At 59.8% G+C, this 18,301-nt stretch carries 13 protein-coding genes and 1 pseudogene; 6 read left to right on the top strand and 8 right to left on the bottom strand.

Annotated elements, in window-relative coordinates:
* Positions 1 to 39: 39 nt before the first annotated feature.
* Positions 40 to 1,926, bottom strand: coding sequence for a hypothetical protein (locus tag A8O26_RS12585; protein ID WP_064118290.1), 1,887 nt, complete (start codon positions 1,924 to 1,926; stop codon positions 40 to 42).
* 206 nt (positions 1,927 to 2,132) lie between these two features.
* A pseudogene (locus A8O26_RS12580) lies at positions 2,133 to 2,484 on the bottom strand (DUF6124 family protein); the annotation flags it as partial.
* Positions 2,485 to 2,865: 381 nt separating this feature from the next.
* Here A8O26_RS12580 and A8O26_RS12575 point away from each other — a divergent pair.
* Positions 2,866 to 3,384 carry a GNAT family N-acetyltransferase gene (locus A8O26_RS12575; protein WP_064118289.1) on the top strand — a complete coding sequence of 173 codons (519 nt, stop codon included), beginning with the start codon at positions 2,866 to 2,868 and terminating at the stop codon, positions 3,382 to 3,384.
* Position 3,385: 1 nt separating this feature from the next.
* Here A8O26_RS12575 and A8O26_RS12570 read toward each other — a convergent pair whose 3' ends face one another.
* Complete coding sequence (locus A8O26_RS12570; protein ID WP_064118288.1) at positions 3,386 to 4,078, bottom strand: aspartate/glutamate racemase family protein; 693 nt, start codon at positions 4,076 to 4,078, stop codon at positions 3,386 to 3,388.
* Positions 4,079 to 4,290: 212 nt separating this feature from the next.
* Between A8O26_RS12570 and A8O26_RS12565 the strand changes: the two genes are divergently transcribed.
* Positions 4,291 to 4,782, top strand: coding sequence for a hypothetical protein (locus tag A8O26_RS12565; protein ID WP_064118287.1), 492 nt, complete (start codon positions 4,291 to 4,293; stop codon positions 4,780 to 4,782).
* A gap of 191 nt (positions 4,783 to 4,973) precedes the next feature.
* On the opposite strand, the gene A8O26_RS12560 is transcribed toward A8O26_RS12565, so the two are convergent.
* Positions 4,974 to 5,192, bottom strand: coding sequence for a hypothetical protein (locus A8O26_RS12560; RefSeq protein WP_064118286.1), 219 nt, complete (start codon positions 5,190 to 5,192; stop codon positions 4,974 to 4,976).
* Between the two features lie 18 nt (positions 5,193 to 5,210).
* The gene (gene ccoN / locus A8O26_RS12555) at positions 5,211 to 6,638 is read right to left on the bottom strand and encodes a cytochrome-c oxidase, cbb3-type subunit I (protein WP_008081554.1); all 1,428 of its coding nucleotides are present in this window, start codon (positions 6,636 to 6,638) and stop codon (positions 5,211 to 5,213) included.
* 352 nt (positions 6,639 to 6,990) lie between these two features.
* Between ccoN and A8O26_RS12550 the strand changes: the two genes are divergently transcribed.
* The 3 genes from A8O26_RS12550 (at position 6,991) to A8O26_RS12540 (ending at position 10,277) form a co-directional block, all read left to right on the top strand.
* Positions 6,991 to 8,664, top strand: a complete 1,674-nt coding sequence (locus A8O26_RS12550) for a nitrite/sulfite reductase (RefSeq protein ID WP_064118285.1) — start codon at positions 6,991 to 6,993, stop codon at positions 8,662 to 8,664.
* Complete coding sequence (locus A8O26_RS12545) at positions 8,661 to 9,140, top strand: DUF934 domain-containing protein (RefSeq protein ID WP_064118284.1); 480 nt, start codon at positions 8,661 to 8,663, stop codon at positions 9,138 to 9,140. Before A8O26_RS12550 ends, A8O26_RS12545 begins: the two co-directional genes overlap by 4 nt.
* A gap of 162 nt (positions 9,141 to 9,302) precedes the next feature.
* Positions 9,303 to 10,277, top strand: a complete 975-nt coding sequence (locus A8O26_RS12540; protein ID WP_064118283.1) for a hypothetical protein — start codon at positions 9,303 to 9,305, stop codon at positions 10,275 to 10,277.
* Positions 10,278 to 10,626: 349 nt separating this feature from the next.
* Here A8O26_RS12540 and A8O26_RS12535 read toward each other — a convergent pair whose 3' ends face one another.
* Complete coding sequence (locus A8O26_RS12535; protein ID WP_064118282.1) at positions 10,627 to 12,987, bottom strand: tetratricopeptide repeat protein; 2,361 nt, start codon at positions 12,985 to 12,987, stop codon at positions 10,627 to 10,629.
* 212 nt (positions 12,988 to 13,199) lie between these two features.
* Between A8O26_RS12535 and A8O26_RS12530 the strand changes: the two genes are divergently transcribed.
* A complete protein-coding gene (locus A8O26_RS12530) occupies positions 13,200 to 13,877 on the top strand; it encodes a DUF3313 domain-containing protein (RefSeq protein WP_064118281.1) in 678 nt (225 codons plus the stop codon).
* 134 nt (positions 13,878 to 14,011) lie between these two features.
* On the opposite strand, the gene A8O26_RS12525 is transcribed toward A8O26_RS12530, so the two are convergent.
* Both A8O26_RS12525 and A8O26_RS12520 read right to left on the bottom strand, forming a co-directional pair.
* Positions 14,012 to 16,516, bottom strand: a complete 2,505-nt coding sequence (locus A8O26_RS12525; protein WP_064118280.1) for a fused MFS/spermidine synthase — start codon at positions 16,514 to 16,516, stop codon at positions 14,012 to 14,014.
* A gap of 188 nt (positions 16,517 to 16,704) precedes the next feature.
* Entirely contained in the window at positions 16,705 to 18,285 is a 1,581-nt protein-coding gene (locus A8O26_RS12520; RefSeq protein WP_064118279.1) for an arylsulfatase, read from the bottom strand.
* Positions 18,286 to 18,301: the final 16 nt, after the last annotated feature.

Below are 18,301 nucleotides of genomic sequence, written 5' to 3'. Positions count from 1 at the left end.
AAATAAATCCGTCCCCTTTTTTCTTTTTTTCTTCATGCGTCATACCAGAGGCAGCGGAAGCAGTGGCGGGCCGCTGTAGAGCGGGGCCTCTTCCAGCGATTCCATTATGCCGCCACCGCCATCGTTGCGGACTACGCTGATGTTGCGAATGCCGAAGTCATTGCCGTGGCCATTGTCTTGATGGTTCTGTATGTAGAACCGAACGATGCGGCGAGCGGGGACGTTGATGTTGAGCAAAAAATCGTACCAGATACCAGTCTTCGGTAATTCGCGTACGGCACCATTGCCACCCGCGATGCCGCATTGCAGTTGCAGGATCGGATTCGGTATGCCGGGCGCCGGACTGTCGGCGACATGGCAGGCTTGCATCCGGAAGGAATAGGTTCCCGGCAGGCAATCGAAATCCTTGTACATCACCGTCCCGGCAAATCCTTTATTCGAACCTTCATCGGTGAAGTTGAAAAATGCCTTCACGCCTGCGTGAATCCGGATATAGCCGGAGCGGGCCGCGTTATGCAATAACCAGCCGTTGTAGGAGTCATTTTGAAAGTCGGTATAGTCATTTTTCCATTCCGACTCGATATTGACTCGCCATTGCGTTGAGTCCGGTGCGCCGACGGGCAATGGCCTGGCAATGAATGTATGAAAAAAAACCGCCAGCCCGGAGATGCTGTAGTTCCAGATTCCGGTGGCGCTGGCAGTCACGGTTTGTCGAGCTGTGCCGTTGAGCAGAATTTGCACCTGCTGGTTGCTACCTGCGGTACCGGTCAATGTACCCCCTGTCTGGAATGTCCGGCCCCCATTGGGCACGCTGGCGCCGGCCGAGTCTTTAAACGAAGTGATCGTGACATTCGATGCCTTGACGGTGTAAACCTGATCCACAAACTTCGTCGCCGTTGCGAAGTTGTTGCTCTTGTCCTCCGACACCCAGAACTGCACCGTCAGCGTCCTACCGTTCCCCAGTTGCGCCAGATAGCTGTTAAGCACTGTCTGCACATATTTGCCCTGACTGATCCAGGTGGGATTAGTCCGCGCCGGCAGGCCGTTCCAGATTTGCAGGTCATGCGCGCTGCCGTTGGCCTTGAACCCCAGCAATTTCAGCCAGCATGGCTGGCCATCTACCATGCCGCTCCAGGTTCGCGCATGAAGCGTTGCGTTCTTCCCTGCCAGCGATGCCACATCCAGCACCTTGCCCGGTTCTGCCTCCACGATGATCGGTGGGTTGTACACTTTCTGATTAGCGGTAATGCTGATTGAAGTTGTTGCCGACACATTGCTGTTGGTCAATTGATCAATCACCCTGGCACTCACCGGATGGGTGCCACTGCCGATCTGTTGGAGTTCGGCGGCGGTCAGGTGGTAAATGATCGATTTGGTGTGATCAAAATTGGTAAACGGGATGCTCCAGGTGCCGATGGTCAGCGTCACGGTTCCGTAGGGGCGGGGGTAGCTGATGGTGATGGTGATTGGTCCCGTTTGTTCTGGGCCAATGCTGGCCGGATGGCTGACCGTGATACCGGAGACCGGGTTGTTGAACAGCACATTCAGTATCGGATTGGATTTATCTTTATTACCGCTGACCCGGGTGACTTCGTAGTACAGGGTATTGAGGCCATCCTTCAACCCTCCCCAAGGCAACTCCATAAAAATGCGGACGTTCTCTTCGCCCGGTTTGATCGTCTTGATCACGGATGTCGCCTGCTTGTTGACCCACAGCCTTACGGAGTCACCTGCTGCAAAGGAGGTGGAAAACAACGTGACCGGGTCGATCACCATGAAGAGTTTGGTGGATGGCGAATAAATGCTTTCGGGAATGCCCAGATGGTAGGCCCCTGGCGGTTGCAGGTTTTCTAGTGCGCCGGGGATGGCCATCGGATACAGCTGGAGCAAGGTGCTGATCTGTGTCGAATTGACGTTGATGCTCATGTTGCTCTCCTGGCGTGCGGTCAATAGCCATCTTCGGGGCGAAGCTCATGACACCGCGAAAGGAGCGCCTCGTCACCTGTCAGATCTGACAGGTGAGCGTGACTTTAAGACGAATGGTCGTCGGTGAACGGTTTCCTGCAGACGCAAAAACGGCCCTTTGAAGGGGGCCGTTCCAGTTTCAATAATCGGGGCCGAGGCTCAGCCGCCAACTCCAGATTATCCAGCACACGATTCACCGCCAGTTCCCCCCAGCATGATCAGTTGCGCAATCCCCAACAGCACATGCCGATGCGAGCCGTCCACCAGCCCGGCGAAGTCGGTGGCCATGGTTTTGGCCGAGGTCAGGGTTTCGCAGGCGTCGGCCAGTAGTTCTTCGCTGTCGATGCCGGGGGCGATGAGGTAGCGGGTGTTGGGTTTGAGCGGCGGTTTTCTGGGGTGGAACGGATTGAGATAGTGATCGAGGGCGCGGTCGGCGGCTTCGTGGAGTTTCTTGGAGTCGAGGGTTTCGTAGGGCGAGGTCGGGTCGGTTTCGGGTGGGTTTGGCGTCGGTTTGATCATGATTGAATCTCCAGAGTCATGAAGCCGCCACAGATTCGCTGCGATACGAAGAGGTGGCAGCTATACGCGGGTCGCAGACCGGGACTCTAGAACCGGCAGACCCGAGGGTCTCCCACGTACAGCCGCCATAAAACTGGAGGGTGTTGTGCGTCTAGAGATCGCGGGCTGCGAGACCCGATCGCTGATTCATCAGCGACCCGGAAACGATAGAGCCGGCCCTCAAGGCGCACAAGCCGGCGGATTCTGGCGGATGCGTAGGCAATGGCGCAAGGCGTTGTGGCTTGCCGGACGTTTCGGTCAACGGCTTTAAACAGTCGTGGCGAATCCGTGAAGAAGCGGTTTACAGTGACCGGCCACGCACTGATCCAGGAGGGATCTTTCATGCCTGAGCACAACCCCGCCATTCACATCGAACGCTTCAGCGAGTCGCACATCGAGGCTGTCACTGCGCTCTACAACGAACGGGCTGTCACCCGGCAGGTGTTGCAGATGCCGTTTCAGTCCGCCGACGTCTGGCGCCAACGGCTGCTGGCGGAAAACGAACGGGTGTTGAAGCTGGTCGCGCTGCATCAGGGTCAGGTCATCGGCCATCTGGGGCTGGAAAACTATTCGCGGATTCGTCGCAGCCACGCCGGCAGCGTCGGTATGGCCGTTGCCGCGGCGTGGCAGGGCAAAGGCGTCGGTTCGACATTGTTGGCGGCCGCCCTCGACGTCGCCGACAACTGGATGAACCTGCACCGCGTCGAACTCTCGGTTTACGCCGACAACGAGGCCGCCATCGCGCTCTACCGCAAATTCGGTTTCGAGACCGAAGGCCTGTTCCGCGACTACGCCGTGCGCGACGGGCAATGGGTCGACACCCTGAGCATGGCCCGCCTGCGCAATCGCCCGAAAACCTGACTCAGTCGCCTAGGGCGAACGCCACCGCCGACTGCGCATGCAGTTCGGTGGTGTCGAGCAGGGGCAGGGCACTGTGCTGGGGTTTGATCAACATGCCGATTTCCGTGCAGCCGAGAATGATCGCCTGCGCGCCGCGTGCGGTGAGGGATTCGATCACCCGCTGATAGATCTGCCGCGACGGTTCACTGATCACGCCGACACAGAGTTCGTCGTAGATGATCCGATGCACGTCCTTGCGCTCGACTTCGTCCGGCACCAGCACGGTCAAACCCTGAGCGATCAGGCGTTGCTTGAGGAAATCCTGCTCCATGGTAAAGGCCGTGCCGAGCAGGCCGACCGTGTGTGCATCGATTTCCAGCGCCGCCTGCGCGGCCGGTTCGGCAATGTGCAAAAACGGAATGCTGATCGCTGCCTGAATCTGTTCGGCGACCTTGTGCATGGTGTTGGTACACAGCACCACGCATTCGGCGCCGCCGGCTTCGAGCCTGCGCGCGGCCTCCACCAGAATCGCCGCGGCATCGTCCCAGCGCCCGGCGTGCTGCGCCTGTTCGACCGGGCCGAAGTCGACGCTGTACATCAGCAGTTGCGCCGAGCGCAACGGGCCGAGACGGTCGCGGACTTGTTGATTGATGAGTCGATAGTATTCGGCGCTGGATTCCCAGCTCATGCCGCCGATCAGGCCGATGGTGCGCATTGGATGTCCTCATGCATTGACATGTGTTGAGGGTTCAGGTCTGCCCGGAGTGTCCTTTTGTTCGCGATCCGATGCCAGCGACAAGTGACTGTACTGCTGATCTTTCACGCAAGTGTCATGGTGCTTCATCGGCCTTGCTGCAGCTTAAACGTACGCAGAGGCTGGTATCTGCCACTATCAACCTTTGCAGGTCCTTTCCGAGGAACACCGCTATGGACGACGTACAACAACTGGGTGAAATGCTTCGCCACTATGCCGACAGCGAAGCACACAAGAAGCAACTGTTCGAGACGCAATCGGCGACGTGGACCACACGCATAGGCGAGCTTTTCGGTCAGATCCAGCAATGGCTGGAGCCGGTGCAGGCACCGAATCTGCTGGAGGTGAGTCGTGTGGCTTATGTAGCGTTCGGGCCGAGCACGCCGGTGGAAACGTCCACGTTCAAGACGGAGAAGCTGAGCATTGTGATTGCTGGCAAACCGGTGGAGTTCGTGCCGGATGTGATGGGCAGTGGCGGGCAGATTTCACTGGCGGTGATGGGGCTGACGGCGGCGCGGTATGGCAGCATTTCGCTGGTGGGAATGGCGAATGGCGAGTGGCAGTGGCGCAAGACCAATGGGCTGAAGGATCCGGATACGTTTGTCTTTGATGCGAACTTTCTGGCGCAGCAGTTGCAGAGCTTGATTCCGCGCGAGCGCGGTTAAGATCAAGAGCTTACCCCCTCACCCCAGCCCTCTCCCCCAAGGGGGCGAGGGGGAAAGGGAGCCGATTGGGGGATGGCCAAAACCTGAGTTCGACTTGATATTTCAGGTCGGTGTAACTCAAATGATCAACTCGCTCAGTCCCCTCTCCCTCTGGGAGAGGGCTAGGGTGAGGGCAGCCCACCTGACACCCCTCACATATCGAGATTGACCCACCCCGGCTTCGCCACCTCCGGCGCCACCGCGCTCACGGTTTTGCCGGTGGCCAGCTCAACCCGCCGCGCCACCTCCGGATCATCGGCAAACGGCACCATACTCGCCTCATCCAGACTGTCCGCCGTCTCCCGCCGCAAGCAATACTCCACCGCCAGCCACAGAAACATCACGCCCAGCACATCAAAGAAAATCTCCATCACGATCGGCTCCCTGTCTCAGGCGATCTGCGCTTCACGGTGGGCCAGTGCGACGTCGGCAACCCGCACCGTACGCCACACGTTGTAAGCCATCAGCAACATCCCCGTAAGGAAGAACACCCCGCCGGCGAAACGCACGATGAACCCGGGATGACTCGCCTGCAGCGCTTCGACGAACGAGTAAGTCAGCGTGCCGTCTTCGTTGATCGCCCGCCACATCAGGCCCTGAGTAATGCCGTTGACCCACATCGAGGCGATGTACAGCACCGTGCCGATGGTCGCCAGCCAGAAGTGCAGGTTGATCAGCGGTGTGCTGTACATCTGCTCGCGGCCAAACACTTTCGGCACCATGTGATAGGTCGCGCCGAAGGTGATCATTGCCACCCAGCCCAAGGCGCCGGCGTGCACGTGGCCGATGGTCCAGTCGGTGTAGTGGGAGAGGGCGTTGACGGTTTTGATCGCCATCATTGGCCCTTCGAACGTCGACATACCGTAGAACGCCAGCGACAACACCAGGAAGCGCAGAATCGGGTCGGTGCGCAACTTATGCCATGCGCCGGACAAGGTCATCATGCCGTTGATCATGCCGCCCCAGCTCGGCGCGAGCAGGATCAGCGACATGGCCATGCCCAGCGACTGCGCCCAGTCCGGCAGTGCGGTGTAATGCAAATGGTGCGGGCCGGCCCAGATGTACAGGGTGATCAGCGCCCAGAAATGCACGATCGACAAACGATACGAATACACCGGCCGATTGACCTGTTTCGGCACGAAGTAATACATCATCCCGAGGAATCCGGTGGTCAGGAAGAAACCCACCGCGTTGTGCCCGTACCACCACTGCACCATCGCGTCGGTGGCGCCGGCATACACCGGATAGGACTTGAACCAGTCCACCGGAATCGACAGATGATTGACCACATGGAGCATGGCGATCACCAGAATGAACGCGCCGAAAAACCAGTTGCCGACGTAGATGTGTTTGGTCTTGCGCTGCACCACGGTGGTGAAGAACACCACGGCATAGGCGACCCAGACCACGGCCATCCACACCGCGCCGGAGAATTCGATCTCGGCGTATTCCTTGGTAGTGGTGTAGCCCAGCGGCAGGGTGATCAGCATGATCACGATCACCGATTGCCAGCCCCAGAAGGTGAACGCGGCGAGGGTGTCCGAGTACAGCCGCACCTGGCAGGTACGCTGCACCGCGTAGTAGCTGGCGGCGAATTGCGCGCTGCCGGCGAAACCGAAAATCACCAGGCTGGTGTGCAACGGGCGCAAGCGGCCGAAGGTGGTCCACGGCAGGTCCAGGTTCATCTCCGGCCACACCAGTTGCGAGGCGATCAAAACACCCATCGCCATGCCCACCACACCCCAGAAAATCGTCGCGATGACGAATTGGCGGACGACCTTGTAGTTATAAGCCTGTCCGATTGTTGCTGTGCTCATGGTCAGTTCATCCACGGTTGCAAAGTCTTGCCAGGCCACCCGGTCTGGCATGAGTTGCACTGTAGAAACCCCGTCAGAAACAAAACAGGCTCAGGAATTGATCATTTGTGCGGATCAGATTGAAGTGCTGACTGCGGCGTTCTGCCGCGCCCTGATATGGTTTTTATCGCTTCAGGTGAATCTGTAACGTGCTGCGCCGTTCGGCCATAGTCTGGGAAAATCCTGTGGGAGCGAGCTTGCTCGCGAATGCGGTGTGTCAGACAACCTATTCGTTGCCTGACACACCGCATTCGCGAGCAAGCTCGCTCCCACAGTTTTGATCCGTGATCAATTCTGATGAGGTGGCAGTTGCATGTATCAATACGATGATTACGACCGGGCGCTGGTGTTCGAGCGTGTTGCGCAATTCCGCGATCAGGTCGAGCGCTTCATGGCCGGGGAACTGAGCGAAGAGGAGTTTCTGCCGCTGCGCCTGCAAAACGGCCTGTACCTGCAAAAGCACGCCTACATGCTGCGCGTGGCGATTCCCTACGGCACGTTGAGCGCCGAGCAGATGCGCACGCTGGCGAGCATCGCCAGCGATTACGATCGCGGTTACGGCCACTTCACCACGCGGCAAAACATGCAGTTCAACTGGATCGAACTGGCCGAGGTGCCGGACATTCTCGAACGCTTGGCGCAAGTGAACATGCATGCGATCCAGACCTCGGGCAACTGCGTGCGCAACATCACCACCGAAGCGTTTGCCGGGGTCGCCGCCGACGAAATGATCGACCCGCGCCCGCTGGCCGAGATCCTCCGGCAGTGGTCGACGATCAACCCGGAATTCCTCTTCCTGCCGCGTAAATTCAAGATTGCGATTTGCTCGGCGAAGCAGGATCGCGCGGCGATCATGATGCATGACATCGGCCTGTATCTTTACCCCGGTCGCGACGGGCAAATGCTTCTGCGCGTAATCGTCGGCGGTGGCCTGGGGCGCACGCCGATCCTCGGTTTGCAGATTCGCGAGGGCTTGCCGTGGCAGCATTTGCTGTCCTACGTCGAAGCGGTTTTGCGGGTGTACAACCGCCATGGCCGGCGCGACAACAAGTACAAGGCGCGGATCAAGATTCTGGTCAAGGCACTGGGCATCGAGGCGTTCGCCAAGGAAGTCGAAGAGGAGTGGCAACACCTCAAGGACGGCCCGGCGCAGTTGACCGAGGACGAATATCAACGGGTCGCCAGTGCCTTTGTGCCGCCGGTTTATCACAGCCTGGCCGACACCGATCTGGACTTCGGCACGCGCCTGGCCGAAAGCCCGGCGTTCGCCCGTTGGGTCGCGCGCAATGTACAACCGCACAAGGTGCCGGGTTACACCAGCGTGGTGCTGTCGACCAAACCGGGCATGGCCGCACCGCCGGGCGATGTGACGGGCGTGCAGATGCTCGCCGTCGCCGACTGGTCGCAGCGTTTCGGTTTCGGCGAGATTCGTATCGCCCATGAGCAGAACATCGTCCTGCCCGACGTGGCGAAAACCGACCTCTACGCGCTGTGGCAACTGGCATGCAAACACGATCTGGGCAGTGCCAACGTCGGCCTGCTCACCGACATCATTGCCTGCCCCGGTGGTGATTTCTGTGCATTGGCCAACGCCAAGTCGATCCCGATCGCCCAAGCGATTCAGGCGCGTTTCGACAACCTCGACTACCTGCATGATCTGGGCGATATCAGCCTGAACATCTCCGGTTGCATGAACGCTTGCGGCCATCACCACATCGGCAATATCGGCATCCTCGGCGTCGATAAGAACGGCAGCGAGTGGTACCAGATCACCCTTGGCGGCGCGCAAGGCAAACACAGCGCACTGGGCAAAGTCATCGGCCCGTCGTTCAGCGCCGCCGAGGTGCCGCAAGTGATCGAACGCATCATCGGCACGTTTGTCCGCTATCGCGAGCACGAGGAATTGTTTGTCGACACCGTGGCGCGGATCGGCCTGGAGCCGTTCAAGGAGCGGGTCTATCCGAAGACGCTGGAGGCGGCGGTATGAACAATCTGTTGCGGCTGGAGTCGGGTGTGGCGCGGATCGTCACGGATGATCCGTGGACGCTGGTGCGTGAGCCCTCGGCGCCACGGCCCTCGGGTTTGCTGATGTTGCCGCTGGCGCACTGGCTGCAATCGCCGTCGACCCACGCCGTGTGGCTCTGCCCCGACGACGAAGTCGAAAGCCTGCTGCCGTGGCTGGGATCGTTGCCGCTGATCGCGCTGGATTTCCCGAGTTTTCGCGATGGCCGCGCCTACAGTCAGGCGTATCTGCTGCGCAGTCGGTTCGGCTGGGCCGGGGAGTTGCGCGCGATTGGCGATGTGCTGCGCGATCAGCTCAGCCACATGCGCCAGTGCGGGTTCGACAGTTTTGCCGTGCGTGAAGACAAATCCGCCGAGGATGCGCTGAAGGGGCTGGCCGGCATGAGCGTGCTCTACGGCCGCTCAGTCATCGAACCGCGTCCACTGTTCCGAAGACGCTAAGCTCCCTCGCCACAGTTTTGCGGTGTTGTCGGGACCGGGGAAACCCTTAGAACCTTCGCCATTCGGGCATTTTCCCTTGGGTCAGTGGTGGCCTTTTGGTAGAGTCGCCGTCGCCAGCGGGTTTTCGGCTGGACGATGGAACCGAAGAAGGGAGTCTGATCAGTGAGTCCGGGCAAAAAAATCCTCGGCCTCACGGCGTTGCTGTTAATGCTGACGCTGTGGGCCAGTTACTTTTACGTATTCAAGGAAAACCGCGACGGCCAGCTCGGCGGCGTCGGCGAAAGCACCGCGTGGTGCGGCACGCCACCGTCCAATGAAGCGGCGTTGCTGGGCAAGGACCAACTGACCTTGCGCGTCACCAACAACCTGCGCGGCGAATTCATGCTCAGTGGTTCGCTGGTGGTCTCCGAACGTACGTTCAACCGTTATGACCTGGGCCGCAACGAACTGCGTTTGCGAATGGAGCCCTTGCAGTGGTCCTACGGCGTCACGCCGATCTTCCTTGAGCAGGTCAAGGTGCAGCCGCTGAGCCGCAACCTGTCGGCCACCAACAAAAGTGCCTACGCCGAACTTGAACCGCGCCCGATCGGTGTGCAGGGTCAGGTCACTGAATTTCCTTTCGACAGCTATCGCTACGGCTACAAACCGGTGCTCTATTACCTCAAGGGCAGCGAGCGCATTGACCTGCGTTTCAAGAACATCACCACGCTGATGGAGATGTCCAACACCTTTACGCCGATCCAGAAGTACAACCGCGTCGACTATATCAACGAGAAAACCTCGATGATTCGTGACGACGATTACAAGGCTTACGGGCCGCACGAATGTGCCTTCAGCGTCGAGCGCAAGGGTTCGTTCAAGGTGGTGGTGTTGTTGCTGCTGTTGGTGTTGTGTCTGCCGTTGCTGCTGGTGTTCTACCGTAATGAACCGGGGATCGACTTCCTTGCCACGCTGTTGGGCGCGGCGATTGTGCGGGTGCTGCTGATTGGGCCGGTGCAGGACTTCCAGTTGTACAACATCGACTTCCTGTTGGGCGCGGCGATTCTTTTGGTGGGCACGGTGTCGTTGATCAAGGCGATGCACATCAATAGCCGGCGCGAGATGGCGTTGCGCAGTGGTGAGACGTCGTCCTGGTAATGGGGTGAACCCTTGAAAGCCCCTCACCCTAACCCTCTCCCGGAGGGAGAGGGGACTGACCGAGTTGTCTGGTGAGCGACACCGACGTGACAGACCGAGTCGATTATGGATTCAAAGCGAATCGGTCACGTCGGTGCATCTCTTGAATCTCCCCCAATCGGTCCCGTCCATCTACCTCTGAGAGAAGGGACTGACCGAGGTTTCTGGCGTAATGCACCGACGTGAAAGACCGAGTCGACTATGGATTCAAAGCCAATCGCTCAAGTCGGCGGAATTCTTGAATATCCCCCGGTCGGTCCCCTCTCCCTCTGGGAGAGGGCTAGGGTGAGGGAAGCCAATCTCCAGCCGGTCACTTAAGCGCCGGATCCCCCATGTTCATCTTCTTCCAACCCTGCAACAGCACCTGCGCCTTCGGCTCCTGCCCACTGTCGAGGTACCACTGGATCAGCGACAGCCGCGCGTTGCGGTTGGCTGGCTGAACCTTGAGCAAACCCTCCAGCACCGCGCACGCCTCATCAACCTTGCCACTTTCATGCAGCGCCACCGCCAGCACATAACCGTACTGCGCGTTCTGTGGCTCCAGTTGCGCGGCTTTCTTCAGCGGCGACATGGCCTCGCCAGCCTTGCCGGCACGGATCAGCGACAAGCCCCGAGTGTGCTGCAACAGCGCCGCGTCCGGGTGTTCCTTGAGACTGTCCTCCAGCAACTTTTGTGCTTCCTGACCGCGACCATTGGCCTCCAGCCACTGCACCAGCGTGACCAGCGCCGGGTAGAAGTCCGGATCACGCTTGAGTGCCGAGCGCAGCAAGTCTTCCACTTCCGAACCACGGCCACTGGCCTGATACAACATCGCCAGGTTCAGATTGGCCTCGGCACGTTCCAGCAGACTTTTCTGCACGGCTTCGTACTCGGCAATCGCCGCGTCCCAATTGGCTTGCGCCGCGCCGAGGCCGTTGTTGCGCGCCGCACCGAGCAGATCGCGCGCGGCAACGATGCGCACGGCTTTCACCGGATCACCCAGCAGCGGTGCCAACAACGGCGCACGCTCCGGTGGCGGCAAGAATGCGCTGATCGCCCGCACCGCACTTTCCCGCACTTGCGGCGCCGGGTTCTTCAAGTCCTGGGTCGCCAGCTTCAACGCCTGCTCACTCGGATACAGCGGCAACTCCGCGAGCAAGGTCGCGCGTTGAATCGCCGGCAAATTACTGCGCTGCAACTGCTCATACAGCGCATCCGCAGCCCCCGGTTGGCCATTGCGAATCAGCCACAGGCTTTCGTCATAACGCGGTGCCTGGGTAGCGCTGGAGGCGCTCCACAACTTGAACTGCGCGGTGACCTTGTCGCCAGCCTTGCCCTGATGGCAGGTCAGGCAGGCATCCGGGGTGCCGAGTTTCTGCGCGCGCTCAGGGTTGGGAATGCTGAAGCTGTGGTCATGGCGGAAGTCGTTGCCCATGTAGAACTTGCCGGGCATGTGACAATCCACGCACTGCGAACCGGGCTGGCCCATGGTGTGGCGGGTGTGTTCGATGGAGTCGTAGTTCTTCGCTTGCAGGCCCTTGCCATCAACGCCTTCGACCGACGTCTTGCCGGCAGTGTTGTGGCATTGCAGGCACACCGCGTTGCCCGGCGCCTTCAGTTCGGTGCTGTGCGGGTTATGGCAATTGCTGCAGCGCACGCCCTTGTCGAACATTTTGCTTTGCAGGAACGAGCCGTGTTCGAACACTTCATCTTTGATCTTGCCGTCCAGCGCATACAGCTCGCGGGTGAGCGTGCTCGGCAGGTAATCGTCCATCAGGCGCTTGCCGACGGTGTAGCCATCGCCCAGCGGCGCACGACGCGCGTGGCAACGGGCACAGGTTTCGATCTCGACGGTGGCGTTCTTGTCCTTCAGATCGACGTCAAAACCCTGATGGATCAGATCGCCTTTTTTCTGCGTCCACTCCAAGTGATTGGACGCTGGACCGTGACAGGCCTGACAACCGACGCCGAGGCTGTTCCAGTGGCTGTTGAAAGTATTGCTCGGCGCATCGAAATTACGTTTGAAACCGGTGGTGTGGCATTCGACGCACATGAAGTTGGCGTTCTGGTTCGGCTTGCTCCAGTGCAGCGGGTTCTTGAAGTTCACGCCCTGGCCGGGGTAGAGGTGAAACCAGCGGTTTTTCTCGGTATCCCAGGCCACGCCGAGCGCCTGTAAGCGACCTTCGCCGACCTCGATCAGGTACTGCTGCAACGGCGCGATGCCGAAGGTATAAGCGACTTTGAAGTCGGCATTCTTGCCGTCGATGCCGGGCGTGTTGACCCAGAATTCGCCGCCCTTGCGCGAAAATCGTGTGGTCTCGTTTTCGGCTTTGAAGGTGATGTTGTTGAAATCGCCGAGCATCGTTTCAGCGGTCGCCGGTTGCATCGCCAATTGGTGATGCGAGCCTTGCCAATCCTTGACCTGTTCGGTGTGGCAGCCCTGGCACTGTTGCTCATCGACCATTGTTGCCGGTTTGCTCGTGGCGACAGGTTGAGGCTTGGCGGGGGCAGCGACGGGTGCGCTGATCGGCACAGGTTTCACCGGCGTCGGCGCGGGCCTGAACAGAAACCAGCCGATGCCTGCGACGGCGGCCAGCAGCACGCCGATGGCGATTGGGAACAGATATTTTGAAATTGGAGATTGAGACGAATCAGGGTCAGGTTGTACTGCTTTATTTTTATGCTTGGGCATTGCGACTTCCGTAGTCCAGGTGCATTTGCCGTCTGGCGTGCGTTCAAGCTCGATGCAGCTTTGCCGGATGACCGGCGTCTGTCAAATGACGGTTGTGATCGGCCACGCAGCCTTGCGTGAATATTGTGCTTTGCAATCGCAATTACTGAGGTTTTAGCTATACCTGTAACTCCCCCAGGCAAAGTTTTCGGCCTTCTGACAGGAGTTACAGCATGAAGCTAGCAGTGATGATGGGCACGCTGTGCATTACCACCCTCGCCATGGTCGGGTGTTCCAGCAAAACCGTCGACCCGAAAGAGTATTCCGGCTTCCTCAAAGACTACAGCCAGCTCAAGGAGGCCAAATCACCGTCCGGCGCCGAGGTGATGCGCTGGATCGATCCGAAGGTCGACATCAAAAAATTCACCAGTGTGTACATCGAACCGACTCAGCTCTACCCGAAACCGCAGCCGACCGCGAAGATCTCCCAGCAAACCCTTAATGGCATCACCTCCTACTACGATCAGGCACTCAAGCGCGAAATCGGCAAAGACCTGCCGTTGGCGACCGGTCCTGGCCCGGGCGTGATTGTGGTACGTGCGGCGATCACCGCCGTGAGCAGCAAGACCGAAGGCCTGCACGCGTATGAGGTGATTCCGATCGCCCTCGTCGCCGCAGCCGTAAGCACGGCCAGCGGTATCCGCGATCAGGAAACCACCCTGGCCACCGAAGCGGTGTTCCTCGATGGCGCCAGCAACAAAGTGATCGCCCAAGTGGTACGCAAAGGCACCGGCAAACCACTGGAAAATGACACCCAGGCGATGACGGCCAATGACGTCAAACCGGTGATCGATGGCTGGGCATCGGACATGCGTCAGTCGTATCTGAAGCTGAAGTCAGGGTCCAAATAATTCAGCGCAGTTGATGGCTCTATCGCGAGCAGGCTCACTCCTACAAAGGATTCAGGTGGACACATATCGTGTGACCAAAACAGAACCCTTGTAGGAGTGAGCCTGCTCGCGATGGCGGTCTATCAGAAAGCGAATCATTGCCCGGTAAACCAGCGGAAATACGGATTCCCGCCATCCCAGCGCATCACCTCGCGCATATCCCGCCCCCACGCATCGCGATCGCCGTCATAGGCGTGCAAGCTCGCCCGATAAAACTGCATCAAACGCTGGCGATGTGTCTCCATCCGTTCAATCAATCCGGCATCGGCATTTACCAGCACAGGCGGCTGGTACAGGTCCAGCAACGCCGGCAGTACGCGGGTGATTTCCTTGCTGCGCACCCACGGCGCGTACTCGATGCGTGGTTGATCGTCGGTCACCGCAGGCGCGTCGGCGGCAAAGCGTTCAAGCCCGGCGCGATCCGTCACCCAGGTTGCGAGCAGGGCGGCGGCCGAGCCGATGCCGACATCCTGCAAGGTGCTGCGTACGCTGTCCTGCTGGAAACGCGCGGTGATTTTTGCCGCGTCCAGTTGCATCGGCTGCATTGAACCGACCAGCAACATTTCGTGGAATTCGCTGGTCCACAGCGAGGCATACGGAAACACATCCAGGAAACTGCGCACCAGCGAACGTGAATCGTCGATGTTCTGCGTCGGCAACGGCAGCCACTGCGCAACAATGCCCTGTTGCTCCAGACGGCTGGCCGCCAACTGATAGAAGTCGCGCGAATACAGATTGACCACGCCGGCCGCGGAGGGCGGTGGCGGTTCGAGGGTGATCAGGTCGTAGGTTTGCGCGCTGCGCAGCAGTTCCTGGCGACCGTCGCGCAGACGTACATCGACGCCGGGATCGCTGGCGGCGTTGAAGTTGCCCTTGAACAGCGGCGCGGCTTTGACCACCGCCGGCAACAATTCGGCGACCACCCGATGTTCCAGCCCCGGATAGCGCAGCATCGCCCCGGCCGTGATGCCGGTGCCGAAGCCGATCACTAGCGTCGAGCGCGGTTCACCGTTGTGAATCAGCAACGGCAACAGCGCCTGAATACGCATGTAACGCAGAGATGGCATGGCATCACCGGTGTTCGACACACCTTGGATGTACAAGCGGTGAAAGTTGTTTTCGCCACGACCTTGAGCCACCACCGCCACGGTGCCGCCGCGACCTTCTTCGTAAAACGCCAGGGTGCCGTTGCGCGCGCCGGGCAAGAGGCTGGCGAGTTTGTCGACCGGTGTGAACACCGCCAACAGCACCGACACCAGCCCCAGGGCGACCACGGCCTGACGCCGGCCTTTCTTCACGTGATGACCTTTGCGCACCGCGCAGTAGCCGATAGCGGCGGCGATGATCGCCAGCAGGGCCAACGTGCGTACCAGCCCCAACAGCGGAATCAAAACAAACCCGCAGAGCATCACTCCGACAATCCCGCCGAGGGTATTGAACGCCACCACCGCGCCGACATCGCGACCGACCCGCTCATGGCCGACACTCAGCCGCAAGGCCAGTGGAAACGCCGCGCCGAGCAACAGCGTCGGCACAAACACGATGCTCAACGCGGCCACTGCAAAACGCGCACTCATGCCCGCCAACTCACTGGCGCCCAGACTCAACAGCCACATTTCCGCCTGGCTCTGAGCGATCACCAGCCAGCGCCCGAGCAGGGCAATTTCCAGCAAGGCGATCAACCCGGCACCGGCAATCAGCAGGCCAAACACTCCCCACGGATCACGAATGCGCTCGACCCGGCGCGCAAGCAGGGCGCTGCCGATAAACAATCCGGTCAGGTACGTCGCCAGCACCACGGCGAACGCGTAGGTGCGGGTGCTCATGAATTGCACGATCGATTGCGACCAGACCACTTCATAGCCGAGCGCCACGCCACCGGCGATGGAATACAGCCACAACGCGGTGCGATCCGGGGCTTTCTCTGCATGATGTTTAGCGGCAGTTGTCACAATCGCCGGATGCTGACGGGCCAACCACAACGCCCCGACGGCGGCCAGCAGATTGAGCATCGCCGCAAACAACGCGCTGCCACGCACACCGAGGCTGGCGATCAATACGAAGGCGGCGAGCAGGGTGCCGATAATCGCGCCCAAGGTGTTGGCCGCATACAACTGACCGCCGGCCTTGCCCGGGTCACTCGCCAGCGCACGCACCAGTACCGGCAGCGTGCCGCCCATCAACACCGCCGGGACGCCGACCAAAACGAACGGCAATAGCCACGCAAGCAGGCCGACGTGCCCTTGCAGCCAGGCAAACGGACTGGCCGCCAGGCTCATGGCAATGGTCGCACCGACGCCGAGAATCGCCACCAGCACTTCCAGCCCGGCATACAGCAGAACCGGTTGCTGCAAACGATCCGCCCAGCGACCGAACAGCCAGCCACCGATCGCCAGCCCGGCGAAAAATGCGCTGATGCCAGTGGTGATCGCGTACACCTCGACCCCGACCACCAGCGACAACTGCTTGATCCACAACACTTGATAAACCAGCGCGGCGGCGCCGGAGATGCACAGCAGCAGGGCGGGGGCGAGCAAGGCTGGGGAGGTGGTTTGCGGTACGGGTATGGCCGATGGCTTGCTGGCGATACGTGAGGACATGCGAAGGCCTTAATTCAAGAGTCACTGTGACTGTGCTGGCCCCTTCGCGAGCAGGCTCGCTCCCACACTGGACCTGTGGCCACCACAAATCCCCTGTGGGAGCGAGCCTGCTCGCGAATGGAGCCAACACGGTCCCAAGTCAAAAAGAGGGCCGCCCGCCAGTGACGGCGGACGGCGGTCCAGCGGTTTTACTGTGCAGCTTTCATTTTCTCAGCGATTTTGGCGTCAACCGCCGCGCGCACCTGGTCAACACTGAAGCTGGCCGGTTTCTGGCTCGGTGGATACTCGACGAAGGTCTGCAGGAATGCCGCCGACTTCATCACGGCCATTTCGGTCAGATATACGTTTTTGGTCGTCCAGTCGTAATACTGATCGGAAACGATGTCAGCACGTTCGTACGGGTCCATGCGCAGGTTGAAGATTTTCGGTACACGCAGGCACACGAACGGTTCGCTCCAGACCTTGAAGCCACCCGGTGCGCGTTGTTCGCAGAACACCGCTTTCCAGTTGCCGAAACGCGCCGACACCAGCACGCCGTCATCGTTGAAGTAGTAGAACTCTTTACGCTCACTCTTCGGGCTCTGACCGGTCAGGAAAGGCAGTTGGTTGTAACCGTCCAGATGCACCTTGAAGCTGGTGCCGCCGGCAGTCGGTGCCCAGCCTTTGAGCAACTTGTTGCCGACATCGGTCTCACCGGCCGCCGCGAGCAAGGTCGGGAACCAGTCCAGACCGGAGAACAGCTCGTTGGTGACTTCACCCGGTTTGATCTTGCCCGGCCAGCGAATCATCGCGGGCACTCGGTACGCGCCTTCCCAGTTGGAGTTCTTCTCATTGCGGAACGGCGTCGTCGCCGCGTCCGGCCAGGAGAACTGGTTCGGGCCGTTGTCAGTGGTGTAGACGACGATGGTGTTGTCGGTGAGTTTCAGGTCATCGAGGGTTTTCAGCAGTTTGCCGACGTCGCCGTCATGCTCGATCATGCCGTCCGCGTAGTCGTTGCCGGGCATGCCGCTCTGGCCCTTCATCGAATCACGCACGTGGGTGTACAAGTGCATGCGCGTGGTGTTCATCCAGACGAAGAACGGTTTGTCCGCCTTGGCCTGTTTCTCGATGAACGCTTGCGCCGCCGCCGTGGTTTCGTCGTCGATGGTTTCCATGCGCTTGGTGGTCAGTGCGCCGGTGTCTTCGATCTTGCCGTCGGCGAAGCTGTGGATCACCCCTCGCGGGGAAACCGCCTTGACGAACTCGGGATCGTCTTTGGGCCAGTACGGACGCTCAGGTTCCTCTTCCGCATTGAGGTGGTAGAGGTTGCCGAAGAACTCGTCGAACCCGTGGTTGGTCGGCAGGTATTCGTCCTTGTCACCGAGGTGGTTCTTGCCAAACTGGCCGGTCGCATAACCTTGCGACTTGAGCGCCTGGGCAATGGTGATGTCACGTTTTTGCAAGCCTACCGGTGCACCCGGCACGCCGACTTTCGACAGGCCTGTACGCAGTGGCGTCTGGCCGGTGATGAACGACGATCGTCCAGCCGTACAGCTGTTCTCCGCGTAATAGTCGGTGAACATCATGCCTTCTTTGGCGATGCGGTCGATGTTCGGGGTCTTGTAGCCCACCACACCCATCGAATAGGCACTGATGTTGGTCTGGCCGATGTCATCGCCGAAAATCACGAGAATGTTGGGTTTCTCAGCCGCTGTGGCAATTGCCGACAGCGCCATGACCGAAGTCGCCACCAAGGCGAGTTTCGGAAGCCACTTGCGTATGCGAGTCATATGACTAGCTCCTTTG

The organism is Pseudomonas fluorescens, from assembly GCF_001648775.1.
GTDB lineage: Bacteria > Pseudomonadota > Gammaproteobacteria > Pseudomonadales > Pseudomonadaceae > Aquipseudomonas > Aquipseudomonas fluorescens_M.
The sequence above is the reverse complement of the archived record's forward strand: the minus strand, read 5'-3'. Positions and strand labels throughout refer to the sequence as shown.